Raw genomic sequence first — 26,695 nt, forward strand, 5'->3', positions numbered from 1 at the left:
TCAGAAGTTGAAAAACATGCCTTATTTTTCTGTAAAAAATATTTATTTTGTTCTGTTTCATCTCCTCTGATTTTTAAAAAAGAGTTTTTCAGTATCTATTTTATTTCGATACTCAGATGATATGAATGATGAGAGATCATCATTTACTTCCCCCCCACCTCAACGACCCATCATCTTGATGAAGAGGAGATCACTGGACCAATGCGCATTGCCATGATCGGAGGCGGATATGTCGGGCTGGTCTCCGCGGCCTGTTTTGCCGAGTTCGGGGTTGAGGTCGCGGTCGTGGAATCCGATCCGGCCAAGCTGGCGGCTTTGCATGACGGTCGGATGCCGATCTACGAACCGGGACTGGACAAGCTGGTTGCAGACAATGTCGCCGCAGGCCGCCTGTCTTTCGGCAATGATCTGACGGCTGCCGTCAAGGATGTGGAGGCGGTGTTCATCGCTGTTGGTACGCCGACCCGTCGCGGCGATGGCCATGCTGATCTGACCTATGTTTTCACTGCTGCCGAACAGGTTGCAGAAGCCCTGACCACCCACTGTGTCCTTGTGACCAAATCGACCGTTCCAGTTGGCACTGGCCGCAGGCTGGAGGCGCTGGTGCGGGAAATACGTCCCGATCTGGAGATCGACGTTGCGTCCAACCCCGAATTCCTGCGCGAGGGGAACGCGATCGGCGACTTCATGCGCCCGGATCGCGTGGTGGTTGGCAGTTCCACCCCCCGCGCGAAAGAAGTTCTGAGCCGTCTCTATCGCCCGCTGAACCTGATCGAGACCCCGATCCTGCATACCGGGCTGGAAACCGCAGAACTCACCAAATACGCCGCCAATGCGTTTCTGGCGATGAAGGTGACCTTCATCAATGAGATTGCCAATCTCTGTGAGGCAACCGGTGCGGATGTGCATGATGTTGCGAAAGGCATGGGGCTGGACGGCCGGATCGGCAGCAAATTTCTGCATCCCGGTCCGGGCTTTGGCGGATCTTGCTTCCCGAAGGATACGCTGGCTCTGGTACGGATCGCCCATGATGCGGGCGCACCGACAAGGCTGATCGAGACGGTGGTCGATATCAACAATACCCGCAAGGAACAGATGGCTGAGCGCATTATCACCGCCTGCGGAGGCAGCGTGCGCGGCAAACGAATCGGCGTACTGGGCCTGACATTCAAACCCGCAACCGACGATATGCGAGACAGTCCCTCCATCCCGATCCTGAGCCTGCTGCATCAGGCGGGCGCCTCGATCATCGCCTATGATCCGGAAGGGATGAAGCAGGCCCGTCCCCTGCTGCCGGATACCATCACTTATGTAGACAGTGCCATTGAGGCGCTCTCCGGTGCAGATGCTCTGGTGATCATCACCGAATGGAACGAATTCCGTGCCCTTTCTCCGGAAATGCTGCTTGCGCAGATGAATGGACGAGTGGTTGTTGATCTGCGTAATGTCTTCGACCCTGCCGCGATGCGAGAGGCCGGCTTCTCCTATTCCTCCATCGGGCGCCCAGAGAAAAGGCATTAAAACGCGTGACCACTGCGGCGGCTGTAGATGAGGAATGGAAATATCCCGATATTCCCAACCCTGACATTCTGGACCGGATTCCGTTATCAGCCCGCATTGTGCTTGATGTGGGCTGCGGCAGTGGGGCGCTGGGGGCTGCCTACAAACAGATCAATCCAGCCGCCCGTGTCTTCGGAATAGAGACCAATCAACAGGCTGCCCGCCTCGCCTCATCCCGGCTGGAGACGGTCATCAACAGCGATGTGGAAACCGCCATTTTTCCTGACGAGCTGCTCGGGCGCGTTGACTGCCTGATCTATGGCGATGTGCTGGAGCATCTTCAGGATCCCTGGACGCTCCTGAAAAATCATGTGGAGACATTGCTGGCTCCGGGGGGTGTCGTCATCATCTGCATGCCCAATGTCGAGCATTGGAGCATCACCGCGCGCCTTCTGACCGGGACGTTCGACTACAGCGATACCGGCCTGCTGGACCGCACGCATCTGCGCTTTTTCTCACAGGCCATGATGGAGCGCTGCATCCGCGCTGCAGGGTTGCAGCCCATTGACTGCCTGCCACGTATTTTCGAGGCCGAGCAGGGGCGACAGGTCATCAATGCCCTGAAACCAGTGCTTCAGACGATGCAGGTCGATCCGGACGCCTATGCGCGGCGCGCCCTGCCAATGCAATATGTCTGGCGTGCCCGTGCCGGGGGGCCTGCCCCTGTTCAGGTCTATTCCACCATCCTGGCACCGGTCGGTGGGGTCAGCGACGTCAGGGTGATCGAGCCTATGCGTGCTCTGGCTGCCGAGCCGGGCGTCCGGGCGGCGATCGTCAAGGGTGGCGAACTGCCTCCCCCCGATCCGTCTTTGCCGAAAATCTGGATTTTCCATCGCCCTGCTCTCGCCGGAGAGGAAGGGCTGTCCGTGCTGCGGGGAATCCTGCGACAGGGATTTCTGATCGTTACGGAATTCGACGATCATCCGGATTACATTCCTGTTCTTCAGCGCCCGGATATGTGGAATTTCCGTGGTGTGCACGCGGTCCAGACCACCACCATGGGGCTGGCCGATGTATTCCGCAAAGACAATCCGGAAGTCGCCATATTCCCTAATGGCATCCGCGCCCTGCCGGTACCGCACAATCATGCGAAACGCCCGCAGATGAGAATGCTGTTCGCGGGGATCAATCGTGAAAACGACTGGCCCCCTTATATCGATGCCCTCAACACGGCGGCGCGGCTCTGTGGAGAGCGGCTGCATTTCGAAGTCGTACGGGACCGTGGATTTTTCGATGCACTGGATACGCCGCACAAATCCTTCTCCGACACGCTGGACTATGCGGCCTATCATCAGAAACTGTCAGACTGCGAGCTGTCCTTCATGCCTTTGCAGGACACGCCCTTTAACCGTGCCAAAAGCGACCTGAAATTCATTGAGGCTGCCTCTCATCGCGTCTGCGCTGTGGCCAGCCCGGTTGCGTATGAGAACAGCATTCAGGACGGCAAGACCGGCATTCTGTTCCGCACAGGGGCCGAGCTTCAGGAAAAGCTTGTGGCCCTGGTCAATAATCCTGATGCGGTTCTGCAGATCGCCACCGCGGCGCGGAGCTATGTCGCCGCCGAACGGATGCTGGCCTATCAGATGGCTGCGCGCACCGCATGGTATCGCAGCCTGTGGGCACGCAAGGATGCGCTTCACGCCGCCCTGCTGGAGCGTATGCCCGCCTTACGGGAAGGATAACGCCTTCCCCAGCATCGCTTCGTCCTCCGCTATAGGGGGAAAGGTGGTTTGGAGCGCCTGCCGGTCCCCGTCGCCTGCCATGCGGTGCAGGAAGCGGGAAGTCCGACGCAGCGAGTCCCGGCTTTCCGGCAGAAAAGTCGCGAAAATCTGGAACGCATGCGGCACTTTGGGCCAGATGCGCAGATCGACGGTGCCACCGCTGTTCCGTACACGCTCCGTAAGTCTGCAAGCATCGTCCAGCAGAACTTCGTCCGCCCCGACCTCGATCAGCAGCGGGGGAAGCCCGTCAAGCGCGCCATAAAGCGGCGAGGCCAGCGGATGGTAAGGGTCGGCACCCTGAAGATAGAGTGTCGCCGCACGGGATACATTTCCATCCAGCATCACATCCCGATGAGCGTTATAGCGCAGGGACGCTCCGGTTGCCGCCAGATCTGTCCAGGGAGAAAACAGCGCAGCCGCCACCGGCAATGGCAGCCCGGCCTGTTTCGCCGCCAGCATCAGGGACAGCGCCAAACCGCCCCCCGCCGAATCTCCAGCAATGACAAGACAGGCTGGCGGAATGCCAGAGTCCAACAATGCCCGATACACTGCCAGCGCATCCTCGACCGCAGCGGGAAACGGATTTTCCGGAGCCAAACGATAGGCAGGCGCATAGACTTCAAACCCGGCCCGGGCGAAAAACGAGGTGATCGGGCGGTGTGTGGCCGGAGAGCAGCCCAGATAAGCGCCCCCATGCAAATACAACAGGGTGGTCGGCAGAGCCTTCACCACCCCTGCGGTAGAGTGATGGGTGCACAGATGCTCCGTCTGCACGCCACCCAGTTCTTTCATGCTGATCTGCATGTCACCCGGCAGACGGCGAATGGTCAGCGCAAAATCACGACGCAGTTCACGTACATCTTGCACGCGGGACAGACGGCGTTTCACCGTCCAGCGCAGGATCGGCAGAAGGATACGAAGACGGAGACTGGACACGGCTTGTTTTGTCTCTCTCGCCTGTTTCGAAGCAAAGACGCTTCCGCTATCCAATCCGCGCCTGAAAAGCCAGCTTTATGAAAGCCCCGCATGAGCAGTCTCGGTCATAGCAGTGATGATACAAGCTCATCCCGCCCTGTCTGGTGGCCCCTGATGGGGCTGGCGGCAATCACGACCGTACTGGCCATTGCCTTTCTCGATCGGGGCTGGTCGAGCTGGGCTCACGCCGCCCTGCCATCGTGGAAACCCGTTTTCGTCTGGATGACGCGCCCGGCCGAAATAGCGGCACCGCTCGGCGCACTCTATCTGTTTTTGGCGGTCCTGGCAGCAGCGTCCGGACGCTGGCGGCCCGGCAGGCTGGGATGGGCGCTGATCGCAGCCTCTCTGGCCGCGCTGGTGGCAGTGCCTGTGAAGGATGAGCTAAAATACCTGTTCGGTCGTCCATGGCCGGAAACATGGATCGACAACAACCCATCCTGGATTGGCAACGGTATATTCGGCTTTTTCCCGCTGCATGGCGGACGGGGCTGGGCCTCTTTCCCCTCCGGCCATACGACGATGATCACCGCCCCCATGGCTGCACTGCGCGACCGGCTGCCGGAACTGCGCAGGCTGTGGCTGCTGCCAATCGCCTGTGTCGCCATCGGGTTACTGGGAGCGGATTTCCACTTCATCAGTGACGTGATGGCCGGAATGCTCACCGGCATCACCTGCGGAGTAGGCCTGTCCGCCGTCATACGCCCTTCTGAACAGTCCTGAGAGAGATCAGGACCGGCAGTTTTGCTTGCAGCGGGGCGTGTGGCCGCCCATCTTCCCGTCATGTCCCAGATCGCCGCCCATCCCATGCTGTTCATGCCGCAAAAACAGCCCGCGAAACCCCTCACAAGGGCGCTGGAAGTCGTCTCTGACTACAAACCCGATGGTGATCAGCCAAGCGCGATCAGGGAGCTGGTCAACGGACTCCGGCAAGGGGAACGCAATCAGGTGCTGCTGGGCGTCACCGGCTCAGGCAAAACCTTCACCATGGCCAAGGTGATCGAGGAAATGCAGCGCCCGGCCCTAATTTTGGCGCCAAACAAAACTCTGGCAGCCCAGCTCTACGGGGAGATGAAGTCGTTCTTTCCCAATAACGCGGTCGAATATTTCGTCAGCTATTACGACTACTATCAGCCGGAAGCCTACGTTCCGCGCACGGACACCTATATTGAAAAAGACGCCCAGATCAACGAACAGATCGATCGGATGCGTCATGCCGCCACCCAGGCCCTGCTGGAGCGGAACGATGTCATCATCGTTGCCTCCGTTTCCTGCATTTACGGTATCGGTTCGGTCGAGACCTACGCGAAGATGGTGGTACGGTTGCAGGTGGGCGGCCAGATCGACCGTGATGCGCTGGCCCGGGCGCTGGTCGATCTTCAATATCGACGCAACGACGCCGCCTTCCAGCGCGGCACGTTCAGAATGCGCGGAGAGACGGTCGACATCTTCCCCGCCAGCCATGAGGACCGGGCCTGGCGCATCAGCCTGTTCGGTGACGAGATCGATGCCATCAGCGAATTCGATCCCCTGACCGGCAATGTGACCGCAAAACTGGAAGAGGCTGTCGTTTACGCCAACAGCCACTATGTCACACCTCGCCCCACGCTCAGTCAGGCGATCAAGGAAATCAAGCAGGAGCTGCAACAGCGGCTGGCCGAATTCGATGCCGAAGGTAAGGTGCTGGAGGCCGAGCGCCTCCGCCAGCGCGTGACCTTCGATATCGAGATGATGGAGACCACCGGCTCCTGCAAAGGAATCGAGAATTACTCCCGCTATCTTTCCGGCCGCGCACCGGGAGACCCGCCGCCGACCCTGTTTGAATATCTGCCGGACAACGCCATTCTGATCGTCGATGAAAGCCATGTCACCGTGCCGCAGATCGGCGGTATGGAGCGGGGCGACCATGCCCGGAAATCCATCCTGTCGGAGTTCGGTTTCCGCCTGCCCTCCTGCATCGATAACAGACCGCTGAAATTCGATGAATGGGAGCGCTTCCGACCGGAAACCGTGTTTGTCAGCGCAACACCCGGCCCTTGGGAGATGGAACAGACCGGCGGTGTGTTTGCCGAACAGGTGATCCGCCCGACCGGGTTGATCGATCCGATCACGGAGATCCGCCCGGTGGAACATCAGGTGGATGATCTGCTGGCGGAAATACGTCTCGTCACTGCCAAAGGAAATCGCGTACTGGTCACCACCCTGACGAAGCGCATGGCGGAAGATCTGACTGAATACCTCACCGAGCACGGGGTGAAGGTTCGCTACCTCCACTCCGACGTGGACACGCTGGAACGGATCGAGATCATCCGCGATCTGCGCGTCGGCGTCTTCGATGTGCTGATCGGCATCAACCTGCTGCGAGAGGGGCTGGATATTCCGGAATGCTCACTGGTCGCCATTCTGGATGCGGATAAGGAAGGGTTCCTGCGTAGCCAGACCTCACTGATCCAAACCATCGGCCGCGCCGCACGGAATGTGGAGGGGCGCGTGATCCTGTATGCGGATACCATGACGCGCTCGCTGACCTTCGCGGTGGAGGAAACCGCCCGTCGTCGGGAGCGGCAGAAAGCGTGGAACGAAGCCCACGGCATCACGCCAACCACGGTACGCAAGCAAATCGGCAAAATGCTGGAAAGCGTATTCGAACAGGATTACGTCACCGTCGCGCCAACCTCCGCCACCTCGGCCGCCGAGTTCGTGGGCAAGGATCTCCACGCCTCCATCACCGAGCTGGAGCGCCGGATGCGCGCCGCGGCCGCCGATCTCGAGTTCGAGGAAGCCGGACGCCTGCGCGACGAAATACGCCGTCTGGAAGCGCTGGAAATGGGCCTGCCCCCCGTACCGGCCCCTGCTTCCTCCATGCGGGCTGGTGCGCAGAAAGATGGCGGACGCGCCCGCAAGGACCGCACGCCGCAACCGCTCGGCCCCGGCGGCGGAGGTTATGATCCCTCCAAGGTCAGAGGTCGGCGCCGGAGGGGATAAGACCCAGACTGCTGGCATACGACATCGAACCGTGTGGCAGAAGCCGGCCGCCTCCGGTCATGGCATGCTTGCACTGACTGTATGTCGGCCTCACAGGATCATCTCATCATGGAACCATCGTCGCATGCTGCATTCACTGCCCCTGTCTGAAGCCATGCCGCGCACCGCGCTCGTCACCGGGGCCGGACGCAGGATCGGGCGCGCCATTGCTCTGGCGCTGGGAGAGGCCGGGTTTTCAGTCGCCGTACATTACGGAACCAGCCGCACAGAGGCCAAGGAGGTCGTCACCACCCTTCATCAGAGCGGACGGAATGCCGTCTCCCTGCAAGCCGATCTCGGGCGCGAACAGGATACCCGGCGGCTGATGCAGGACGCAACTGATGCGCTGGGGCCGATCGGCGTACTGATCAACAACGCCGCCATTTTCGAATTCGATGCCTGGCATGACGCGACCCGCGACAGTTGGGACCGACATATGGAAACCAATCTCCGCGCGCCGCTGGTACTGGCACAGTCCTTTGCCCATCTGCTGCCCACAACGGCACAGGGGGCTGTAATCAATATGATCGACCAGCGCGTGTGGGCGCCGGGACCGGGTTTTATTTCCTATACAGTCGCGAAGAGCGGTCTGTGGACCCTGACCCGCACGCTGGCTCTGGCTCTGGCTCCCCGCATCCGTGTGAATGCCATCGGGCCCGGTCCGGCAGCCCCCAGCAAACGGCAGACCCCGGGCCAGTTCGCGGAACAATGCAGCAGTGTCCCGCTCGGCCATGGCACAAATCCAGAGGAAATCGCCCGGGCCGCGCTGTTTTTGCTCTCCCTGCCCTCCGTGACCGGCCAGATGTTGGCACTGGATGGCGGGCAGCATCTGCAAGGGGCTGGTAGTACGACTCTGGTTGAATAAGGCCCTTTTAGGGGCCACGACCTGAAAACCGGTCAAGCCATAAAATTGGCAGACTCACAGATTCTTGTGCTTGACACTCTCTTCTCAAAGCGGGTTACGGCCGGACTTGTCCACCTGCGGCGCAAGAGAATCATATTTTTCAGTATGATGACGGCACCACCATCCTTCACAAAGAATAAAACAATATATTTCAACGACTTATACTGTTGCTTCGAATCTGTGCAATCGGCGTGTAACCCTTGTGTACTGCGGGTTTGGCACAAATGTGCGCAGCTTCTTCCACAATGTTATCCACAGCTTTGGTGGATGAATTTTATCCTGTCTCTTATCCACTTCCCGCGCCGAGATCCGGGCGCCCAACCCTTGAGGAAGTGCGGGGTAACCCCTAATCCATGACTATGCCTGATGCTCCCGCCAGCCCGCCGAAAGAAGGTCAAAATCCTTCCCTGCCAATTGTCGAGGCACCCTCAGGCAAAGGGGTGACTGTCATTGAGGCAATGCTGAAACTGTTGCCGGACAGGCCGGGCGTCTACCGGATGCTCGATGGACAAGGCGAAGCCCTGTATGTCGGCAAGGCGCGTAGCCTGAAAAAACGCGTGGCCAGCTACACCCAGATCCACCGTCTTCCCGAGCGGCTGCGTCGCATGGTCAGCGAGACGGTTTCCATGGAGATCGTCACCACCCACACCGAAGCCGAAGCCCTGCTGCTGGAAGCCAATCTGATCAAGCGGCTCAAGCCGCGCTTCAACATCGTGCTGCGGGATGACAAATCCTATCCATGGCTGATGCTGACCGAGGATCATGCTTTTCCTCAGATCATGAAACATCGCGGCGCACAGACAAGAAAAGCCGCCAGCTACTGGGGGCCGTTTGCCTCGGCCTGGGCAGTCAACCAGACCGTGACCGCCATGCAGCGTATTTTCCTGCTGCGCTCCTGCTCGGACAGCGTGTTCGCCAACCGCTCCCGCCCTTGTCTGCTGTTCCAGATCCGCCGCTGCTCTGCCCCCTGCGTGGACCGTATCAGTCAGGAGGATTATGCCGAACTGGTCGATCAGGCACGGGCCTTCCTGTCCGGACGTGGCACGGACATTCAACGCGATCTCGCCCGCCAGATGGAAGAAGCCGCCGAAGCACTGGAATTTGAGCGCGCCGCCGCCATCCGCGACCGTATCCGTGGCCTGACCCATGTGCAGGGCACCGCCGTGGTCAATCCGGCCTCCATCGGCAATGCGGATGTCATCGCCGTCTGGCAGGATGCGGGACAAAGCTGTGTGCAGGTTTTCTTCATCCGTGGCGGCCATAATAACGGCAACCGTGCCTTCTATCCTGCCCATACCAGTGTCGAGACAGCACAGGATGTATTGGGAGCCTTTATCGCCCAGTTCTATGACGACAAGCCCCCGCCCCCTTTACTGTTGCTCAATCATGCCATCGCGGAGGAAGAGCTGGTCTCGGAAGCCCTCAGCCTGAAAGCAGGGCGCCGGGTGGAGCTGCATGTGCCGGTACGCGGAGAAAAACGCGCCGTGGTCGCCCATGCGGAGACCAATGCTCGGGAGGCACTGGAACGCAAACTGGCGGAAAGTGCTGGCCAGAACCGGCTGCTGGACGGCGTGGCGGAGCTGTTCGATCTGCCCACCCGCCCGGACCGGATCGAGATTTACGATAACAGCCATATCATGGGGACCAACCCGTACGGTGTCATGGTGGTGGCGGGGCCGGAGGGTTGGAATAAATCGGCCTACCGCAAATTTTCCATCCGTGGCCCGATCACACCCGGCGACGATTTCGCCATGATGCGCGAAATGCTGGAGCGTCGTTTCAGCCGTGGCCTGAAGGAACGTGCCGAAGGACCGGAAGGGGGAGCCAACTGGCCCGATCTGGTACTGATCGATGGCGGGGCCGGTCAATTATCAGCCGTGCGCGGAATCCTGGACGAGATCGGTGTCACCGATGTGAAACTGGTTGCCATTGCCAAAGGTCCTGATCGCGATGCAGGCCGCGAATGGTTTCATACAGAAGGCCAGGCACCGTTCCAGCTGCCACCCCGTGATCCGGTGCTTTATTACCTCCAGCGTCTGCGTGACGAAGCGCATCGCTTCGCTATCACCACCCATCGGGCGGGGCGGTCAAAAACACTGGTCCGTAGTGAACTGGACGATATTGACGGCATCGGAGCCGCCCGCAAACGCGCCCTGCTTAATCATTTCGGCTCGGCACGCGGTGTCAAACAGGCCGGGCTCGCGGCACTGGAAGCCACCCCGGGCATCTCGAAAGAAATCGCAAGGCGCATCTACGCCCATTTCCATCCAGGCGCGCGCGCAGAATAAGCCCGCGCCTTCAGCATCTTTCAGTCCTCGGTTTTCACCAGCATCGGGCCAAGCGGACGCCCGGCAAACAGATGCACATGGAAATGCGGCACTTCCTGCCCGGCATCCTGGCCACTATTGGCCAGCAGCCTGTATCCCGGCACTTCCAGCCCCATGTCACGCGCCAGCTTGCCAACCGTCAGGAAGAACGTTCCGACTTCCTCCGCGGAGGCGCGCTCCGTAAAATCCGCAAAAGAAATATAAGGTTTTTTGGGAATGATCAGCACATGGGTAGGGGCCTGCGGATTGATGTCCAGAAAGGCCAGCGCATGATCATTCTCCATCACCTTGCGACAGGGAATCTCGCCGCGCAGGATAAGAGCGAAGATATTGTCGGGGTCGTAATCCCCGATGGCGCTGACCGGCATTGGCTTGTGCCTTTTCTGTTTCCAAATCTCTGTCTGATGACGAGATCGGTATGATCAGGGAATTTTGGTAGTCTTCAACCCTGCGTTGCGCGGCAATATTTTGGCACGGGATGCTTTTTCAGCAATGCCACTGATGCCTTCGCGCTTGGTCAGTTCCCGCCATACCTCGGCAGGCTCGACCCCGACCGCGACCCATAGGACCAGAAGATGATACAGCACATCGGCGCTTTCACCGATCAGGGCTTCCTTGTCGCCGCTCACCGCCTCAATCAGACATTCGACGGCTTCCTCGCCGAATTTCTGTGCAACCTTGCCGATACCGCGGGACAGCAGGCGTGCGGAATGGCTGACCGCAGGATCAGCATCCCGGCGCTGCATGACCACTTCCCAAAGCCGGTTCAGTACCTGCACCGCATTATCAGGATCAATATCAGCCAGAGGCGAAACTCTTCTGGATTTGATCTTTACGGCGGAAGGAGCAGACGTTTTCTTGTTCGTCTTCGTGACTGTTTTTTTCTTAACGGCTTTGACCATCATGATCCCTCAGGCAGCCTGCATGGCAGGCCGGGTGAAACGAACGGGTTGTCCCGCTGCATGCAACGCATTTTTGACCTGCTCGATTGTGAACGTGCCAAAATGAAAAACGGATGCAGCGAGCAACCCTGTCGCCCCCGCTTCTGCACCCTCGACAAAATGCTGCAATGTGCCGATGCCACCCGAAGCGACCACCGGCACCCGCACAGCCGCACAGACCCGACGTAACAATTCAGTGTCGAATCCCTGCCCCGTTCCATCCCGATCCATGCTCGTCAGCAGGATCTCCCCGGCACCCAGAGACGCCACCTGACGGCACCATTCTATGGCATCAAGCCCGGTCCCTGTACGGCCACCATGAGTAAACACTTCCCAGCCCGATGACGTTTTCTTGACGTCAACGGCCACCACGATGGCCTGGCTGCCGAATTTTTCAGCCCCTTCCCTGATCAACTCAGGACGCGCCACAGCGGCTGAATTCATGCTGCATTTATCAGCCCCCGCCAGCAGCAGGCGCCGCATATCACCTACGGTGCGGACCCCACCCCCAACTGTGAGCGGCAGAAAGACCCGCTCGGCCGTGCGGGCAACCACATCGAGAATAGTATCACGATTGTCCGAGCTGGCCGTAATATCAAGAAAGGTCAACTCATCCGCACCGGCCGCATCATACAGGGCTGCCTGCTCGACGGGATCACCCGCATCGCGCAGGGATACGAAATTCACGCCTTTGACGACACGCCCGTCCTTGACGTCCAGACAGGGAATCACACGAAGCTTCAACACGGCGCAATCCGTTCACCGGCGACCGGCACAATTTAAGGATCAGGACTGGTCTGCGCCAGCCACTAAAAGTGGCGGGGGTTTTGCAGCTAAAAGCCGTGGAAATGCAAGAACTTCGTGCGCCGTTTTCACACCGGGGTTTGTTAAGGCAAAGAAACGGCCTGCAAAGCTGCTGCCGGGTCTATGCGACCATCGTATAAAGCACGCCCAAGTATAACGCCTGTAATTGTTCCGGCGTCGTAAACATCAACAATATGCGACAGATCACCGACGCCACCACTGGCAATCACCGGGATCGTCGTGGCACGGGCCAAAGCAAGCGTCTGTTCGACATTCGGACCCGTCAGCATGCCATCGCGGCCAATATCGGTGTAGATGATCGCGGCCACACCCGCATCTTCAAATCGGGCAGCCAGTTCAACAGCCGCCACCGATGATGTTTCAGCCCAGCCTTCGGTGGCAACAAACCCGTCACGCGCATCAATCCCTACCGCGATCCGCCCTGGGAAAGCACGGCAGGCATCCTTGACCAGCTGCGGCGTTTTGACGGCAGCACTGCCCAGAATGACACGGGAAATACCCGCCTCTATCCACCGCTCCACGGCCGCCATGTCACGAATGCCGCCACCCAACTGAACAGGGACGGAAACAGCGCCGAGAATGGCGGTAATCGCCTCGGCATTTTCCGAGCGGCCGGCAAAGGCGCCGTTCAAATCGACCACATGCAGCCAGACAAACCCTGCATCCTGCCATTGCCGGGCACGAGCGGCAGGATCGTTGCCATAGATGGTTGCGTCCTCCATCTCGCCACGGCGAAGGCGGACGCATTGGCCATCTTTCAGGTCAATGGCAGGGTAAAGTGTGAAACGCATGTTCTGTAAGGTCCGTGTCACGCCGTCATGATGCGGCTGTCAGCCTGCAACAGCTTGTAATAGTAATATCCGCGCAGGGTCTTCCCCCGCGCACGTGCATAGACCGGGTGGGTGCCCCAGCAAATATAGCCCATGGATTCGTAAAGCTTTTTCGCCGCTTCCTGATCTTCCCGCAGATCGAGATTCAGCACCTGAAATCCCAGCGCACGCGCGCAATCCTCGACCCGTTCCGTCAACATGCGGGCCAGACCGAAACCACGGGCGAAGGGAGCCACGAAACTATGCGCCAGCATCGCTCCGAACGCTCTGGCTTCCTCGTTCTTCGCTGGACGGATGAACTGGGCGGCACCAACCACCGCCCCATTCTGACGGGCAATGAACAATTCCCGCTCCGGCACCAGCAGAACGCCACGAAAATATCGCTCCAGAGCCTGATGCCCCGGCGGTGTGATCCAGCCGGAGCCGCCACCGTCCAGAATGGCGGCATGCGCGGCTTCACACAGGCTGGCCATATCGTCATCGCTCAGCGTCTCGACGCGCTCGACATCCTGCGCAGGCTGCGTGCCATGACCATCATGCGGCAGTTGAGAGCCTGTCATGAACCGCTTACTCCATCAGGAGTCCAGACCATGAAATTCTGCAGGATACGCAAACCGACTTCCTGACTTTTTTCCACATGAAACTGGGTTCCGGCCCGGTTGCCGGAGGCAACCATCGCCACCACAGGACCGCCATACTCCGTGGTGGCGAGGATCTGTGCCTGATCTCCATCACGCAATGCATATCCATGCACGAAATAGGCATGATCATCCGCCTGCAATCCATTCAGCAGCGGATGCACACAGCCGGTAGACGTAAAATCCAATCCGTTCCAGCCCATCTGCGGCAGACGCAGACCGGGGCAACTTATCGGCGCGATCTCGCCCTTGATCCACCCGAAGCCCGGCGCGCCTTCGTGCTCCAGACCGCGTTCGGCCATCAGCTGCATGCCGACACAGATGCCCAGAAAAGGCTTGCCCGCTGCAACGCCTTCCTCGATCGCGCCACGCATACCCTCGATTGCGGCAATGCCGCGTGCGCAATCGGCGAAAGCACCCTGTCCCGGCAGTACGATCCGGTCAGCAGTACGGACATCCAGCGGATCGGCGGAGGCAATGACCTTTGCATCCAGCCCGGCGCGCCCGGCCGCGATCTCCAGCCCGCGACGGGCAGAGGCCAGATTGCCGGTACCGGAATCGATCACCACCACTTTCATATCGTCTGCTCCCGCAGGGTCGGATGAGCGGCCTGCTGTTTTTCTTTCATCCGGTGCATCCGGGCCAGCGCCATACTGAGTGCGGTATCAGCATCGGCTGCTACCAGGACACCTGCCAGCCTGTATCCTGACAGCGTCAACGACCAGCGCCGCAGATCCTGCGCGAACAGCCCCTGCGCCACCATCAGCCCGGCAAAGACCGGTCCCTGCCAAAGCGGAGGCAGAAAAGCGACCAGCAGCATCCAGCCTGCCAGAAGGATCATCGCCGGCAGCACCGCCTGCCGCATCCCCAGCCAGAGCGGCCCAAGCAGGGTCGCCGGAATGCTGAACTGCTCCGGAATCACGCGTGGCAATGCGTTGCCCTTTGTCGCCGGATCAGGAAAATGAACGGTCCAGATCGTCATGGCAGCACAGGCTCTACAGGGCGCCCTTGGTGGAAGGAATGGCATCCCCGACCCGGGGATCGCGCTCCACCGCCATGCGCAGTGCCCGGGCCACCGCCTTGAAACACGCCTCCGCCACGTGATGCGTGTTGGTGCCGACCTTGAGCGTCACATGCAGCGTCATCAGCGCATTGCCTCCGAAGGCACGGAAAAATTCCTCGAACAGCTCGGTATCCATCGTGCCGACCTTGGGCTGCAGAAACGGCACCGACCAGGCTACATGCGCCCGACCGGACAGATCGATCACGGCTTCGGCCAGTGCCTCATCCATCGGGACGATGGCATGGCCGAAGCGGCGAATGCCTTTTTTATCGCCCAGCGCTTGGCGCAGCGCCTGACCCAGCACGATCCCGACATCCTCGGTGGTGTGGTGATCATCAATATGCAAATCGCCGGTGGCGCGGATCGTCAGATCCAGCAGCGCGTGGCGTGCCAGCGCGGTCAGCATATGATCCAGAAACCCGATACCCGTGGCGATATCGGTCTGTCCGGTTCCATCCAGGTCGATGCTCAACCGGATGGAGGTTTCCGAGGTCGTACGGTCGATGGTGGCTTGGCGCGTCATGGCGGAGTGCTAGCGCCTCCTGTTCCGAAACACCAGCTTTGAGACATCAATCCGTTGATCCGGCCTTGCCGCCATACGCTCGAAGCGCCATGTGAGGCGATCATGAGCATCTCCTCCTATCCTGCCGCATCATCCCATGATCCTGTGGGCTGGCACGGCACCACCATTCTCTGCGTCCGTCGCGGAGACACTGTTACGATGGCCGGGGACGGACAGGTCAGCCTCGGTCAAACTGTTGTGAAGGGCAATGCCCGCAAGGTCCGGCGTATCGGCGCGGGCGGTCAGGTTCTGGCAGGCTTCGCCGGCGCGACCGCCGATGCCTTCACCCTGCTGGAGCGACTGGAAGCCAAGCTGGAACGCTTTCCCAACCAGCTGGAACGCGCCTGCGTGGAGCTGGCGAAAGACTGGCGCACCGACCGCTATCTGCGTCGGCTGGAAGCGATGATGGCGGTGGCCGATCAAAGCCGCAGCTTCACCCTGACCGGCAATGGCGACGTGCTGGAGCCGGAAGACGGTATTATCGCCATCGGCTCCGGCGGGAATTATGCGCTGTCGGCGGCCCGCGCCCTGATGACGGTGGACGGGCTGGCAGCCGAGGAAATCGCCCGACGCGCCATGCGCATCGCCGCCGATATCTGTGTCTACACCAATGGAAACGTCATCGTCGAAACCCTCCAGGGCGAGGCAGAATAACGCATCATGGACATCCCTACCTATTCACCCCGGGAAATCGTCTCCGAACTGGATCGCTTTATCGTCGGCCAGACCGATGCCAAACGGGCCGTGGCCATTGCCCTGCGCAATCGCTGGCGCAGGCAGCAACTGCCGGAAGCGATGCGGGAAGAAGTCGTCCCCAAAAATATTCTGATGATCGGCCCCACCGGCTGCGGCAAGACCGAAATCGCCCGCCGTCTGGCCAAGCTGGCGCAGGCCCCGTTCCTGAAGGTCGAGGCCACAAAATTTACCGAAGTCGGTTATGTGGGCCGTGACGTCGAAAGCATCGTGCGCGATCTGGTCGAGGCCTCGCTGACCATGCTGCGCGACACCAGCCGCCGGAACGTTCAGGCCCAGGCGGAACTGGCCGCCGAAGAACGGCTGCTCACCGCGCTGGTCGGTGAAGGGGCTGCCGCCGATACGCGCTCCCATTTCCGGCGCATGCTGCGCAATGGGGAGCTGGAAGAAAAAGAAATCGAAATTTCCATTGCAGCCGCTCCTTCCGCACCGCCATCGGTCGATATCCCCGGCGTCCCACCCGGTCAGGCGATCAATCTGACCGAGATGATGAAGGGCATGTTCGGCAATCGACAGCAGCAGAAGAAACTCACCGTTGCCGCGGCACGGGATCTGCTTCAGCGCGAGGAAGCCGATCGGCTGCTGGATAATGAGAAACTCGGGCGCGATGCGGTGGAGCATGCCCAAAACAACGGCATCGTCTTCATCGATGAGATCGACAAAGTTTGCGCCCGCAGCACCGAAGGCGGCATGCGCGGCGGCGATATTTCCCGCGAGGGCGTGCAGCGCGATCTGCTGCCGATCATCGAAGGCACCACCGTAAACACCAAATATGGTCCGGTGAAGACCGACCATATCCTGTTCATCGCCTCCGGTGCGTTCCATCTGGCCAAGCCGTCCGACCTGCTGCCAGAGCTCCAGGGCCGCCTGCCGATTCGGGTGGAACTGCAACCATTGTCACGCGCCGATATGCGCCGGATTCTGGTGGAGCCCGAGCACTCCCTGCTGAAACAGTACCAGGCTCTGCTGGGAACCGAGCAGGTCGATCTGGACATCACCGACGACGCAATCGATGCGCTTGCCGATCTGGCGGCGGAGATCAATGACCGGGTCGAGAATATCGGTGCCCGCCGCCTGCATACGGTGCTGGAAAAACTGCTGGAAGATATCAGCTTCACCGCCGCCGATCGTGCGGGGGAACTGGTCACCGTCGATGCGGCGCTGGTCAGGGACCGTGTGGCGCCGCTAGCGGGCAAGGCTGATCTCAGCCGCTTCATTCTGTGACCGGCCCATGATTTCGTTGCGACCTGCCTGCTTGACGGCGCGGCGGGCAGGTCGCACATCGCAACCATGACAGACGATCCGTTCTACCACCCGCCGGAAGACAGCGCAGAGGCCGCCATCGAGGCCATCGCGGACGAGTTGTCCGTGTTCGATGAGGATTGGGATCGGTACCAGTTCATCATCGATATGGGTAAAACCCTGCCGCCTTTTCCCGCCGACTGGATGAATGACGCGCACAAGGTGCCGGGATGTCAGAGTCAGGTCTGGATGGAGGCACAGCTCGAGAATGGTGCGCTGTATCTGGCCGGCAAATCCGATGCCCAGATCGTCGGCGGGCTGATTGCGCTGCTGCTGCGGGTCTATTCCGGCCGAACGCCTGCGGAAATTCTTGCCACCGATCCGGTCTGGCTTAAAACTCTCGGCCTGACCGGATCGCTCTCCATAAACCGGGGTAGCGGACTGGAGGCGATGGCGCGGAAAATTCATGAACTGGCGGCATCGGTGCGGACACAGTCCGGCGCCTGATCCGGTATCAAAGGTGCGCGGATGAGCCTGCAGAACCTTGCCGCAAATCATGATGTTTTCCTGATCGACCAGTTCGGCACGGTCCATGACGGCACCCATCCCTATCCGGGAGCACTGGATGCGCTGTACCAACTGCGCGCCATGGGCAAACAGGTGGCTCTGCTGTCCAACTCCGGTCGCCGCGCCGGACCGAACGCGGAACGGCTGGCCAAAATCGGTGTACCGGCCGATGCCTATGATCTGAACATCTCCTCCGGCGAGGTCGCGTGCCATATGCTGGCCGCAGGGATTCTGCCGGAAGCCACCGGCGCGTCACGCTGCCTGCTGATCTCCCGCGATCATGACTGCTCCATGCTGGAAGGCAACGGGCTGACCATGACCAACGACCCGCAGGAATGCGATCTGGTCATCATCGGCGGCAGCGAGGGGGAGAAAGTACCGCTGGCCGATTATCGCACCCTGCTCGCGCCCGCCGCCTCGCGGCGCGTGCCCGCTTTATGCGTCAATCCCGATCTGGTCATGCTGACACCGCGCGGACAGGCCTTCGGAGCCGGACGCATCGCGGAGTTGTATATTGAGCTGGGGGGGCTGGTCCGATGGATCGGCAAACCTTTTCCCTCGATCTATGATTATACACTGCGTCTGCTCGGCGATCCGCCACGGGAACGGGTGGTGGCCATCGGGGACAGCGTGAGGCACGACATCAAGGGTGCCCGCGCCGCCGGATGCCATGCCGTATTGGTGCTGACCGGTCTTGCCGGTCCGGCAGTGCTGGATGATGAACTCCATCCCGATATGATCCTGCCGGGATTAAGATGGGATGCCCGCGCCGTACGGGAACATTGATCCTGACTTCCGACAGGTTATCAGCCATTCTTTCGCCATGAATCCGCCATCTGAAAGGCCAACTGGGATGCCTCATTGGAGCAAAGAAGGAGGACAGAGCAAAGGAATCCTCCTACCTTCATGACTGAACAACGGCACGGTCACGATCCCGGTCTTGTGAACCGCCCGGTGACCGAGTGCTCGATAAAACAGGGATGGCGACGTCATCATGCAATCAGAACGAGTGTCCTGGCCTGCGGAAACCTCTCACGGGGCTGGTACCCATCAGCTGTTCCTGCGTGAGGAGGAATTGCGGCTGGCACAGGATCTGCTGTTCTTCGCCTATCGCGATTTCACCGCTTCCGCAGATGCTGCGCTGGAGGAGCTGAGCTTCGGTCGCGCCCATCATCGCGCCCTGCATTTCATTGCCCGCAATCCCGGCCTGACAGTCAGCGATCTGCTGTCGATCCTGCGTATTACAAAGCAGAGCCTGGCCCGCGTGCTGGGCAATCTGGTGGATCGTGGTTATGTCATGCAGTCGCCCGGCAATGAAGATCGACGTCAACGCCTGCTGCGTCTGACCGAAAGCGGGGAGGCGCTGGAACGCCGCCTGTTCGAAAGACAGAAAGCCATTCTGACTGCGGCCTATCGCGAGTCTGGGGGCCATGCGGTGGAGGGTTTTCGCCGCGTGCTTTACAGCCTCGCGGGGAAGGATGCCCGCAACTGTATTGATCAGGCGGACCCGGCGTTTCGCAATCGGAGGAAAATCTGATGTCGCCCTCGGATCAGGGCGGCGGAGAAGCCACCATGATCCTGGTGGTCGATGATGATGACCGCCTGCGCCGCCTGCTGTCCCGCTTTCTGGCCGAGCGTGGATTTCGTGTCACCACAGCTGAAAATGCCGCTATAGCCCGGCAAACCATGGGGTTTCTTCAACCCGATCTGATAGTGCTGGACGTCATGATGGCGGGGGAGGACGGTCTGAGCCTCACCGAAAGTCTGCGTCAGGATGGACAGGACGTGCCCGTGATCCTGCTGACAGCACGCGGCGCACCGGAAGACCGGATTGCCGGGCTGGAAGCCGGGGCGGATGATTATCTGGCCAAGCCGTTCGAACCCGATGAGCTGGTGGCCCGCATCCGTGCAGTGCTGCGGCGCACCTCCATTCCGGTAACACCACCCGCACCGACCGGGCCGGTCAAGCTGGGGCAGATCATCTTCGACCCCGATCGCAGCGAATTGCGGGGACCGGATGGAACAACCCGTCTGACCGGCGGCGAAACCGCCCTGCTGGCGGCCCTCGCGGGACGGGCCAATGAAGTTCTTTCCCGGGAAGAGCTGGCAGCGGTACTGAGCATGGACGAAGCCAGTGAACGCGCCATCGACGTGCAGGTTACCCGTCTGCGCCGCAAGATCGAGACCGATCCAAGGGAACCCCGCTACCTGCACACGGTGCGGGGGCGTGGCTATGTGCTGAAACCGGGTCCATGAGCGGCCCGGACGATCACATCTCCGACCCGGACCGGCCGGAAGCGCAGTACATATCGCCCCGTTTCCAGTTGGCCGGTCGGATGCAACGCGCCGGGCTGCGCCGGGCCATTAAAAAATTTCTGCCTCGCTCCCTGCTGGGGCGCTCCCTGCTGATCATCCTGCTGCCGCTGGTGCTGGTGCAGGCCGTCTCGCTCAAGATTTTCTATGGCAGCCATCTGGATGTCATCTCCCGCCGCCTGTCATTCTCGGTCGCCGGAGAAATCGCCTACACAATTGATCTGCTGCGCCGCTTTCCCGATACGGCCGATCAGGACTGGATCCTGCGCCATACCTGGGGGCAATTCGCGATCATGGCCACCATTCGGCCTGGTGCCACCCTCAGCCCACGGGAACCCCATAACATTCTCGGCCCGATGGATGATGACCTCCGGGCCGCGCTGGAAGAAATGGTCAAGCTGCCCTTCACCATGGACTGGATTTCCGACACCCAATCCGTCCTGATCCATGTGCAATTGCCGCAGGGCGTGCTGGATGTGAAAGCCCCCCGCAAACGGCTTTATACCGCCACTATCTACCTGTTTCTGTTCTGGACCGTCGGCTCGGCTCTGCTGTTGTTCGCCGTCGCCGCGCTGTTCATGCGCAATCAGATCCGGGCTATCCGACGTCTGGCCGGGGCAGCGGAAGCCTTCGGCATGGGACGGGATCGCGGACCAATCAAACCGGAAGGCGCTATCGAGGTCCGCCGTGCCGCAACCGCCTTCAACCGTATGCAGGAGCGCATCCGCCGCTTCGTCACGCAACGCACCGAGATGCTGGCCGGGGTCTCCCACGATCTGCGCACGCCGCTGACCCGCCTGCGTCTGGCCGTGGCCATGTTGCCCACTGTACCTCCGGAAGAGCTACCGGAGGAAAGCCGGGCCATGATCGCCGATCTGGAAGATATGGAGCGGATGATTAAAGCCTATCTCGCATTTGCACGCGGTGAAGGAACCGAGCAAACCCAGCCCTCTGACCTCGTCCGGCTGGTGCAGGGGGTCGTGAACGGCACCCGCCGCGCCGGAGCCGATATCACGCTTTCAGCCCCGCCGGAACTGATGCTGCCACTGCGCCCGGATGCATGCCGCCGCGCCGTGGCCAATCTGGTCGATAACGCCTGTCGTCACGGTAAGCGGGTCGTGGTCAGCATCAACGCATGGTCCCGGGCCGCCCATGTCACGGTGGATGATGACGGTCCGGGACTTGCCCAGGAATGGCGGGAAGCCGCTTTCAAGCCGTTCCAGTCCGGCTCCGCCGGCGGGACCGGGCTTGGTCTGGCGATCAGCCGCGACATCATCCGCAGCCATGGCGGGGACATCATGCTGCAGGACAGCCCGCTGGGCGGCCTGCGCGCACGGATCATGCTTCCCCTGTGATGCGGTCCTCAACGGCCGCCATCACCGGCTTCGGCCAACGCCGGTGCAGCCATAACCATTGTTCCGGCACGGCCCGTATCCAGCGTTCCAGAACCTGATTCATCGCAAGGGTCAGCGCCGCGATATCCTCGGCCCGCTGGCCGGTCTCCGGCAGGGATAAAGGCGGTTCCACAATCAGGCGGAACCGCGCCGGGCCGATCCGCCGCATATAACCGGGGATCACCGGACAATTGAATTTCAGCGCCAGAGCCGCCGCCGCCGGGGCGGTCATCGCCGGATAGCCGAACAGCGAGGACTCGATGCCGTCATTCATCTTCTGATCGATCAGCATCCCCAGACAGCCACCGGCCCGCAGATGCGCAACACTGTACCGCGCGCCCACAGCCCCCTTTGGAAACAGCGGAATTTCCGCCCCGATGGCGCGACGACGCAAAGAAAGCAGGATTTTGTCCACCACCGGATTGGCGGGCGCGCGATAGATGCTGGACATGAACATCCCGAACGTCGCCACGGCAGGCGGCAGCACTTCCCAGTTGCCGATATGGCCGGAGACGAAAATACAGGCTCCCCCCCGCGCCGCCTGCGCAAGAAGAATCTCCTCGCCCTCGATTTCCCAGCCCGGTCCGGACTGCGTACGCTTCAGCAATGGCAGATGCGGATATTCGGCTACGGTGCGGCCCAGATTATCCCATACCCCCCCAATGATCCGCCGTCTGGCTGCTGCATCCAGTTCCGGCATGGCCAAACGCAGATTCCTGTCTGCGACACGGCTGACCGGCAGATATGGCCCGATCCTCCGCGCCACAGCCCCCCCGAGATCAGAAGCCCGCTCCGCGCCCAATGCCTTCAGCAATGCCAGCACCAGACGCAGCGCCTGACCCTGAATCGCGTGGCAGACCTTCATCAGCAAAGGCTCATGCCAGTATCGTGGCAGAATCGTGCGACTGTCGAAGAGCAGCCTCAGAAATACGGTCATGCCGGGTCGGCAATGTATCCAGCAGACGATCCAGCGCCTGTTCGTCCTCCCAGACGATGCGGACGCCCGATACGGTGACCCGCTTCTGCCACTCAGAACTCAACCGGACAGCATCTTTCGGTGTCGTGACCAGAATGGCCCCCATTGCGGCCGCATCCTGCGCGAGAAGAGTCAGGTCGCGCTCGGTAAAGACGTGATGATCCGGGAAACCGCGCAGTTCGGCGACCTCCACTCCGGCCCGTGTCAGAGTGTCGGCGAATTTGGCCGGACGGCCTATTCCGGCAAAAGCCAGCACAGGACGGCCAATCAGGGCTTCAGTCCCTGTTGCGGTCAGGTGCGCCCGCAGAACCTGCAAACCGGCAGGCAGTTGACGCGCTGTGCCGGTCACGTCATCCCCCACGATCACCGCCGCCCGACAGCGTGCTGCAGCCGCCGCGACCGGCTCCCGCAGCGGACCGGCTGGCAGAACGCGCCCGTTACCGAACCCGACCGCGCCATCGATAATCAGCAGGGACAGATCGCGGGCGAGACCGGGATTCTGCAACCCGTCATCCATCACCAGCACCGAGGCTCCGGCGGCAATCGCCTCCCGTGCCGCAGCAGCGCGATCCGGGGCGACCCAGCAAGGGGCAGAAGCCGCCAACAACAATGCCTCATCGCCGACCTGAAACACGGTATCGTCGGGCTGGACCTGCACCACACCCTTTACACGTCCCCGATACCCGCGGGTCAGGGCATGCGGTGTGAAACCACGCTTTTTCAGCCTTGCAATCAGATCCAGCGCAATCGTGGTCTTGCCTGCCCCGCCAACCGTGGCATTACCGCAGCATACCACCGGCACCGGTGCCCGCCAGCCCGGCCGGGCCACACGATGCGCCGTAAAAGCCGCCGTCAGGGCTGAAGCCGGGGCCAGCAACCTGGCGGTTGGGCCGTTGCGGAGCCAGAATCCGGGGGTGCGTATCATTTCGTCATCTCCGACACCATCACAGCCAAACGCCGCGGCAGATCATCCCATCCCTGTACCGCCGCGCAAGCCCGCTGCCCACGCGCGGCAGCTTCATCGGGATCATTCACCATATGCCGGACGAAATCGGTCAATCCGGCTTCATGATCAACCCGTATCAATCCACCCACTGCCTCCAGAGCCTCCACCGCATCGGCGAAATTCTCCATATGCGGCCCGGCCGCGCAGGGACAGGCAAGGCGCGCGGCTTCCAACGGGTTTTGCCCGCCATGCGGGATAAGGCTGCCACCGATAAAGGCGCAGTCAGCCACCCGGTAAAACAGCCCCAGCTCCCCGATCGTATCCGCAACATAAATCCCCGACTCGCCAGCAGGCGGAAGCGCCTGTTGCAACGATCTGCGTGGAGAACCGGGGGCAATCATGGCACCTCGTTCCGGGTGGCGCGGCACGATCACGGTCAGCAGAGGCGAAACAGACTCTCCAGCAAGACGGGTGTGTACACCTGAAACGACTTCATCCTCTCCCGGATGCGTGCTGGCGGCGAGAAAAATCGCGCGGCCACCAATCTGCGCCTGCAAAAGCCGCAATGCAGCCGGATCGGCAGGCAAGGGAGAAGCCGCAAATTTCAGATCGCCTGCCGCCTGCACCTTCCCACCCCCCAGCGACCGGAACCGGGCAGCATCTTCCTCCGACCGGGCCATGATGAATTGCATTCCAGCCAGCATCTCCTGCACCAGAGCGGGGAAGCGGCGCCAGCTTCGGGCGCTGCGCCCCGATAAGCGGCCATTCAACAGGGCATGAGGGATCCCCCGGTTCCGGCAGGCCGCCAGCAGATTGGGCCAGAGTTCGCTCTCCACGAACACGGCGGCATCCGGCCTCCATCCGTTCAGAAAACGTGCGGCCCAGAGCGGCACATCCAGCGGCACGAAACGATGCGTGACCGCTGCCGCCAGCCCCATGTCAGCGAGCCTCGTTTCCATCAGCGCGGCAGAAGTCACTGTTCCGGTCGTCAACAGCACATGCAGGGCAGGATCAAGACGATGCAGGGCAGTCAGCAACGGCAACACCGAAACGCTTTCCCCGATGCTCGCGGCATGCAGCCAGAGCAGACGCCCCATCGGACGATCAGCCCCCAACCCGCGACGTTCGGGCAGGCGACCAACCTGTTCCTTCCCGTTCCGCGCCCGTCTGGCCAGATGCCGGTTCAGCAGCGGGATCGCCATACTGGCCGCACCTGCGTACAGCCATCCTGCCAAAGAGCGCATCACCGTTTCGCCGCACTGGCCGACGGACCCGTCATCGCATCCGGAGCCAGACCACACAGCCGGTTCGCCTGATCCGAAGCATGGTTCAACGCTTCCTCCAGCCGGGCGGTGGCATAGCGCATGTCATCCCGCTCTACCCGGATCGGCGCAGCAACCACCACGGCACCACGCCCGAACGGCATTGGTACCACCATCCGGTCCCAGCTTTTCAGCACCAGACGACGGCTGATCTGCGCAGCAACAGGCAGCAGAGGGCGGCCACTCATCGCCGCAATCGCCGTGGCACCGGGCGCCGCCTGCCGCCGCGGGCCACGCGGGCCATCCGGTGTGATGATGATCCGGCCGCCCTGATCCAGAATGCGCAGCGTGTCCCGCAACACCGTGGCACCGCCCCGGCTGGACGACCCGTTGAGTGTCTTCGCCCCCAGCAGGCGCATCAAGGTCGCGACCAGACGCCCATCCCGATGCTGGCTGATAATCACATGGCATGGCTCCGGATTGGCCTTGCGGAACCGCAGCCAGACCTTCGGCATCAGGGCCAGCTGCTCATGCCAGAAAGCGCAGATCAGGGAGTCTCCACCCAGAAAAGTGGCCACATGCTCCTCTCCCTCCCACTGCCAGCGCGTCGTCGTCAGGGCGAAATGCAGCCACGCCCGGAGCAGCCAGGCACCGGCACTCTGTATTCCGGGATGACGGGAAAGGCGTTTGAGCATGGATCGCGCCGGTAGCACGCACACAGTCAAAGCGAAAGGCGCAACCTATCTTTCCTCCACAGCATGGTAGCGACCTGTTTTCTGCTGCAATCCCCAGACCGGGCGAAGATTGCTGACGAAAACGCGGGCACATTGCGCCCAACTGAACTGCTCCGCGAACCGGCGGCATTGCGCCCGATCGGCATTCAGTGCCTGCATGGCCGCCTGACCCAGCGCCTGCGGCGTCAGATCCTCCGCCAGCACACCGACCTCTCCGGCATCACGCAGCAGATCACCGGGACCCGTCACGGGAAAGGCCGCGACTGGCGTACCGGAGGCCAGCGCCTCCAGCGTGACCAGCCCGAACGTATCGGTGAGAGAGGGGAAAACCTTGACATCAGCGCCGGCAAAGCACGCCGCCAGCACCGCGCCATGACGCGCACCGAGATAGTGCGCAGAGGGCCATTGACGCTTCAGCAGGGCGGCATGCGGGCCTTCCCCAACCACAACCTTGCTGCCCGGCAGATCGGCGCTCAGGAAAGCTTCAATATTTTTCTCGACCGCCACCCGTCCGACATACAAAAAAACCGGGCGCGGCAGATCCACGAAGACATCTTCCGTATCAGCGCCGGGATGGAAAATATCGAGATCAACCCCGCGTGACCATGGCAGCAGCCGATTGAACCCGCGTTCGGAAAGTTCCCGACGCAGGCTTTCCGTCGCAACCATCATCCCTTCTCCGGTAGCATGAAAACGTCTCAGCCATCGGTAGAAGGGGGTAGCCGGCAGGCCGGTACGGGCCTTGATATAATCGGGAAACCGGGTGTGGAAGGCAGTGGTGAAAGGAAAGCCATTCCGCCGCGCCCACCGTGCAGCGGCCAACCCCAGCGGCCCCTCGGTCGCGATATGCAGCGCATCCGGATCGAACGCCACGATCATCCGCCTGAGTCTGGCCGCGGGGAACAGGGACAGCCTGATTTCCGGATAGGTCGGGCAGGCAATGGTGCGGAACCGGTCCGGGCCGATCACCTCGGCCACATGCCCCTGCTCTCGCAGTTCGCGCTCCAGCATGGTCAAGGTGCGCACGACACCGTTCACCTGCGGCTGCCAGGCATCAGAGATAATCAGGATGCGCAAGCCTACCCCCGTTGGAGGCCATACGCGATCGGAATCGCGGGCGATCCGCCCGAAACTGCCGGCC

At 61.2% G+C, this 26,695-nt stretch carries 27 protein-coding genes; 13 read left to right on the forward strand and 14 right to left on the reverse strand.

Annotated elements, in window-relative coordinates:
• Positions 1-201: 201 nt before the first annotated feature.
• Positions 202-1,521: a UDP-glucose dehydrogenase family protein gene (locus GbCGDNIH6_RS11040; RefSeq protein ID WP_198355762.1), complete on the forward strand. Its 1,320-nt coding sequence runs from the start codon at positions 202-204 to the stop codon at positions 1,519-1,521.
• Between the two features lie 5 nt (positions 1,522-1,526).
• Positions 1,527-3,242 carry a methyltransferase domain-containing protein gene (locus GbCGDNIH6_RS11045; RefSeq protein ID WP_072563960.1) on the forward strand — a complete coding sequence of 572 codons (1,716 nt, stop codon included), beginning with the start codon at positions 1,527-1,529 and terminating at the stop codon, positions 3,240-3,242.
• On the opposite strand, the gene GbCGDNIH6_RS11050 is transcribed toward GbCGDNIH6_RS11045, so the two are convergent.
• Positions 3,228-4,217, reverse strand: a complete 990-nt coding sequence (locus tag GbCGDNIH6_RS11050; protein ID WP_072563962.1) for an alpha/beta hydrolase — start codon at positions 4,215-4,217, stop codon at positions 3,228-3,230. The two genes, GbCGDNIH6_RS11045 and GbCGDNIH6_RS11050, sit on opposite strands and share 15 nt — an antisense overlap.
• Before the next feature lie 90 nt (positions 4,218-4,307).
• Here GbCGDNIH6_RS11050 and GbCGDNIH6_RS11055 point away from each other — a divergent pair, with 90 nt between their 5' ends.
• The 4 genes from GbCGDNIH6_RS11055 to uvrC all read left to right on the forward strand — a co-directional run bounded on the left by GbCGDNIH6_RS11055 (position 4,308) and on the right by uvrC (position 10,469).
• Positions 4,308-4,976: a phosphatase PAP2 family protein gene (locus tag GbCGDNIH6_RS11055; protein ID WP_072563965.1), complete on the forward strand. Its 669-nt coding sequence runs from the start codon at positions 4,308-4,310 to the stop codon at positions 4,974-4,976.
• Positions 4,977-5,036: 60 nt separating this feature from the next.
• Complete coding sequence (gene uvrB / locus GbCGDNIH6_RS11060) at positions 5,037-7,238, forward strand: excinuclease ABC subunit UvrB (protein WP_072564564.1); 2,202 nt, start codon at positions 5,037-5,039, stop codon at positions 7,236-7,238.
• A 124-nt stretch (positions 7,239-7,362) separates the two neighbouring features.
• Entirely contained in the window at positions 7,363-8,142 is a 780-nt protein-coding gene (locus GbCGDNIH6_RS11065) for an SDR family oxidoreductase (RefSeq protein ID WP_072563967.1), read from the forward strand.
• Positions 8,143-8,540: 398 nt separating this feature from the next.
• A complete protein-coding gene (gene uvrC, locus GbCGDNIH6_RS11070) occupies positions 8,541-10,469 on the forward strand; it encodes an excinuclease ABC subunit UvrC (RefSeq protein ID WP_081370115.1) in 1,929 nt (642 codons plus the stop codon).
• 20 nt (positions 10,470-10,489) lie between these two features.
• On the opposite strand, the gene GbCGDNIH6_RS11075 is transcribed toward uvrC, so the two are convergent.
• The 8 genes from GbCGDNIH6_RS11075 to hisB form a co-directional block, all read right to left on the reverse strand.
• Positions 10,490-10,876, reverse strand: coding sequence for a histidine triad nucleotide-binding protein (locus GbCGDNIH6_RS11075; RefSeq protein ID WP_025287520.1), 387 nt, complete (start codon positions 10,874-10,876; stop codon positions 10,490-10,492).
• A gap of 54 nt (positions 10,877-10,930) precedes the next feature.
• Positions 10,931-11,413: a phosphoribosyl-ATP diphosphatase gene (locus GbCGDNIH6_RS11080; RefSeq protein ID WP_198355763.1), complete on the reverse strand. Its 483-nt coding sequence runs from the start codon at positions 11,411-11,413 to the stop codon at positions 10,931-10,933.
• A gap of 6 nt (positions 11,414-11,419) precedes the next feature.
• On the reverse strand, positions 11,420-12,196 hold the full coding sequence (gene hisF, locus GbCGDNIH6_RS11085) for an imidazole glycerol phosphate synthase subunit HisF (RefSeq protein ID WP_072563971.1): 777 nt from the start codon (positions 12,194-12,196) through the stop codon (positions 11,420-11,422).
• Positions 12,197-12,336: 140 nt separating this feature from the next.
• Positions 12,337-13,065 (reverse strand): 1-(5-phosphoribosyl)-5-[(5-phosphoribosylamino)methylideneamino]imidazole-4-carboxamide isomerase, encoded by a 729-nt coding sequence (gene hisA / locus GbCGDNIH6_RS11090; protein ID WP_072563973.1) that lies wholly within the window; start codon positions 13,063-13,065, stop codon positions 12,337-12,339.
• A gap of 17 nt (positions 13,066-13,082) precedes the next feature.
• Positions 13,083-13,664, reverse strand: a complete 582-nt coding sequence (locus tag GbCGDNIH6_RS11095) for a GNAT family N-acetyltransferase (RefSeq protein WP_072563975.1) — start codon at positions 13,662-13,664, stop codon at positions 13,083-13,085.
• On the reverse strand, positions 13,661-14,320 hold the full coding sequence (gene hisH, locus GbCGDNIH6_RS11100) for an imidazole glycerol phosphate synthase subunit HisH (RefSeq protein WP_025319902.1): 660 nt from the start codon (positions 14,318-14,320) through the stop codon (positions 13,661-13,663). Before hisH ends, GbCGDNIH6_RS11095 begins: the two co-directional genes overlap by 4 nt.
• Positions 14,317-14,724, reverse strand: a complete 408-nt coding sequence (locus tag GbCGDNIH6_RS11105; protein ID WP_072563977.1) for a hypothetical protein — start codon at positions 14,722-14,724, stop codon at positions 14,317-14,319. Before GbCGDNIH6_RS11105 ends, hisH begins: the two co-directional genes overlap by 4 nt.
• A gap of 13 nt (positions 14,725-14,737) precedes the next feature.
• The gene (gene hisB, locus GbCGDNIH6_RS11110; RefSeq protein WP_072563979.1) at positions 14,738-15,328 is read right to left on the reverse strand and encodes an imidazoleglycerol-phosphate dehydratase HisB; all 591 of its coding nucleotides are present in this window, start codon (positions 15,326-15,328) and stop codon (positions 14,738-14,740) included.
• 102 nt (positions 15,329-15,430) lie between these two features.
• Between hisB and hslV the strand changes: the two genes are divergently transcribed.
• The 7 genes from hslV to GbCGDNIH6_RS11145 all read left to right on the forward strand — a co-directional run bounded on the left by hslV (position 15,431) and on the right by GbCGDNIH6_RS11145 (position 21,597).
• Positions 15,431-16,021, forward strand: coding sequence for an ATP-dependent protease subunit HslV (gene hslV, locus GbCGDNIH6_RS11115; protein WP_072563981.1), 591 nt, complete (start codon positions 15,431-15,433; stop codon positions 16,019-16,021).
• A 6-nt stretch (positions 16,022-16,027) separates the two neighbouring features.
• Positions 16,028-17,344, forward strand: coding sequence for an ATP-dependent protease ATPase subunit HslU (hslU, locus tag GbCGDNIH6_RS11120; protein ID WP_072563983.1), 1,317 nt, complete (start codon positions 16,028-16,030; stop codon positions 17,342-17,344).
• Positions 17,345-17,410: 66 nt separating this feature from the next.
• Complete coding sequence (locus tag GbCGDNIH6_RS11125; protein WP_072563985.1) at positions 17,411-17,869, forward strand: SufE family protein; 459 nt, start codon at positions 17,411-17,413, stop codon at positions 17,867-17,869.
• A gap of 21 nt (positions 17,870-17,890) precedes the next feature.
• Positions 17,891-18,715, forward strand: coding sequence for a TIGR01459 family HAD-type hydrolase (locus GbCGDNIH6_RS11130; protein WP_072563987.1), 825 nt, complete (start codon positions 17,891-17,893; stop codon positions 18,713-18,715).
• Positions 18,716-18,923: 208 nt separating this feature from the next.
• Entirely contained in the window at positions 18,924-19,466 is a 543-nt protein-coding gene (locus GbCGDNIH6_RS11135) for a MarR family winged helix-turn-helix transcriptional regulator (protein WP_072563989.1), read from the forward strand.
• On the forward strand, positions 19,466-20,185 hold the full coding sequence (locus GbCGDNIH6_RS11140) for a response regulator (RefSeq protein ID WP_081370116.1): 720 nt from the start codon (positions 19,466-19,468) through the stop codon (positions 20,183-20,185). Before GbCGDNIH6_RS11135 ends, GbCGDNIH6_RS11140 begins: the two co-directional genes overlap by 1 nt.
• Positions 20,182-21,597 carry an ATP-binding protein gene (locus GbCGDNIH6_RS11145; RefSeq protein ID WP_095413416.1) on the forward strand — a complete coding sequence of 472 codons (1,416 nt, stop codon included), beginning with the start codon at positions 20,182-20,184 and terminating at the stop codon, positions 21,595-21,597. The genes GbCGDNIH6_RS11140 and GbCGDNIH6_RS11145 overlap by 4 nt, the downstream gene beginning before the upstream one ends.
• Here the strand turns inward: GbCGDNIH6_RS11145 and GbCGDNIH6_RS11150 are convergent.
• The 5 genes from GbCGDNIH6_RS11150 to GbCGDNIH6_RS11170 are packed head-to-tail and all read right to left on the reverse strand — an operon-like array spanning position 21,581 to position 26,631.
• Complete coding sequence (locus tag GbCGDNIH6_RS11150) at positions 21,581-22,501, reverse strand: lysophospholipid acyltransferase family protein (RefSeq protein WP_072563992.1); 921 nt, start codon at positions 22,499-22,501, stop codon at positions 21,581-21,583. The two genes, GbCGDNIH6_RS11145 and GbCGDNIH6_RS11150, sit on opposite strands and share 17 nt — an antisense overlap.
• Positions 22,502-22,511: 10 nt before the next feature.
• Positions 22,512-23,534 carry a tetraacyldisaccharide 4'-kinase gene (gene lpxK, locus GbCGDNIH6_RS11155; protein ID WP_408874869.1) on the reverse strand — a complete coding sequence of 341 codons (1,023 nt, stop codon included), beginning with the start codon at positions 23,532-23,534 and terminating at the stop codon, positions 22,512-22,514.
• Complete coding sequence (locus GbCGDNIH6_RS11160) at positions 23,534-24,802, reverse strand: 3-deoxy-D-manno-octulosonic acid transferase (RefSeq protein ID WP_232449821.1); 1,269 nt, start codon at positions 24,800-24,802, stop codon at positions 23,534-23,536. Before GbCGDNIH6_RS11160 ends, lpxK begins: the two co-directional genes overlap by 1 nt.
• Entirely contained in the window at positions 24,802-25,515 is a 714-nt protein-coding gene (locus tag GbCGDNIH6_RS11165; protein WP_072563996.1) for a lysophospholipid acyltransferase family protein, read from the reverse strand. Before GbCGDNIH6_RS11165 ends, GbCGDNIH6_RS11160 begins: the two co-directional genes overlap by 1 nt.
• A 45-nt stretch (positions 25,516-25,560) precedes the next feature.
• Positions 25,561-26,631, reverse strand: a complete 1,071-nt coding sequence (locus GbCGDNIH6_RS11170; RefSeq protein ID WP_072563998.1) for a glycosyltransferase family 4 protein — start codon at positions 26,629-26,631, stop codon at positions 25,561-25,563.
• Positions 26,632-26,695: the final 64 nt, after the last annotated feature.

Origin of the sequence: Granulibacter bethesdensis (genome assembly GCF_001889525.1) — a bacterium.
Lineage (GTDB): Bacteria > Pseudomonadota > Alphaproteobacteria > Acetobacterales > Acetobacteraceae > Granulibacter > Granulibacter bethesdensis_C.

Excerpts from the sequence above, each read along its gene's own strand:
- GbCGDNIH6_RS11040 (WP_198355762.1), top strand. The coding sequence starts at position 202 with ATGCGCATTGCCATGATCGGAGGCGGATATGTCGGGCTGGTCTCCGCG.
- GbCGDNIH6_RS11055 (WP_072563965.1), top strand. The coding sequence starts at position 4,308 with ATGAGCAGTCTCGGTCATAGCAGTGATGATACAAGCTCATCCCGCCCT.
- uvrB (WP_072564564.1), top strand. The coding sequence starts at position 5,037 with ATGTCCCAGATCGCCGCCCATCCCATGCTGTTCATGCCGCAAAAACAG.
- GbCGDNIH6_RS11065 (WP_072563967.1), top strand. The coding sequence starts at position 7,363 with ATGCTGCATTCACTGCCCCTGTCTGAAGCCATGCCGCGCACCGCGCTC.
- uvrC (WP_081370115.1), top strand. The coding sequence starts at position 8,541 with ATGCCTGATGCTCCCGCCAGCCCGCCGAAAGAAGGTCAAAATCCTTCC.
- GbCGDNIH6_RS11075 (WP_025287520.1), bottom strand. The coding sequence starts at position 10,876 with ATGCCGGTCAGCGCCATCGGGGATTACGACCCCGACAATATCTTCGCT.
- GbCGDNIH6_RS11080 (WP_198355763.1), bottom strand. The coding sequence starts at position 11,413 with ATGATGGTCAAAGCCGTTAAGAAAAAAACAGTCACGAAGACGAACAAG.
- hisA (WP_072563973.1), bottom strand. The coding sequence starts at position 13,065 with ATGCGTTTCACACTTTACCCTGCCATTGACCTGAAAGATGGCCAATGC.
- GbCGDNIH6_RS11095 (WP_072563975.1), bottom strand. The coding sequence starts at position 13,664 with ATGACAGGCTCTCAACTGCCGCATGATGGTCATGGCACGCAGCCTGCG.
- hisH (WP_025319902.1), bottom strand. The coding sequence starts at position 14,320 with ATGAAAGTGGTGGTGATCGATTCCGGTACCGGCAATCTGGCCTCTGCC.
- GbCGDNIH6_RS11105 (WP_072563977.1), bottom strand. The coding sequence starts at position 14,724 with ATGACGATCTGGACCGTTCATTTTCCTGATCCGGCGACAAAGGGCAAC.
- hisB (WP_072563979.1), bottom strand. The coding sequence starts at position 15,328 with ATGACGCGCCAAGCCACCATCGACCGTACGACCTCGGAAACCTCCATC.
- hslV (WP_072563981.1), top strand. The coding sequence starts at position 15,431 with ATGAGCATCTCCTCCTATCCTGCCGCATCATCCCATGATCCTGTGGGC.
- hslU (WP_072563983.1), top strand. The coding sequence starts at position 16,028 with ATGGACATCCCTACCTATTCACCCCGGGAAATCGTCTCCGAACTGGAT.
- GbCGDNIH6_RS11125 (WP_072563985.1), top strand. The coding sequence starts at position 17,411 with ATGACAGACGATCCGTTCTACCACCCGCCGGAAGACAGCGCAGAGGCC.
- GbCGDNIH6_RS11130 (WP_072563987.1), top strand. The coding sequence starts at position 17,891 with ATGAGCCTGCAGAACCTTGCCGCAAATCATGATGTTTTCCTGATCGAC.
- GbCGDNIH6_RS11135 (WP_072563989.1), top strand. The coding sequence starts at position 18,924 with ATGCAATCAGAACGAGTGTCCTGGCCTGCGGAAACCTCTCACGGGGCT.
- GbCGDNIH6_RS11140 (WP_081370116.1), top strand. The coding sequence starts at position 19,466 with ATGTCGCCCTCGGATCAGGGCGGCGGAGAAGCCACCATGATCCTGGTG.
- GbCGDNIH6_RS11145 (WP_095413416.1), top strand. The coding sequence starts at position 20,182 with ATGAGCGGCCCGGACGATCACATCTCCGACCCGGACCGGCCGGAAGCG.
- GbCGDNIH6_RS11150 (WP_072563992.1), bottom strand. The coding sequence starts at position 22,501 with ATGAAGGTCTGCCACGCGATTCAGGGTCAGGCGCTGCGTCTGGTGCTG.
- GbCGDNIH6_RS11160 (WP_232449821.1), bottom strand. The coding sequence starts at position 24,802 with ATGCGCTCTTTGGCAGGATGGCTGTACGCAGGTGCGGCCAGTATGGCG.
- GbCGDNIH6_RS11165 (WP_072563996.1), bottom strand. The coding sequence starts at position 25,515 with ATGCTCAAACGCCTTTCCCGTCATCCCGGAATACAGAGTGCCGGTGCC.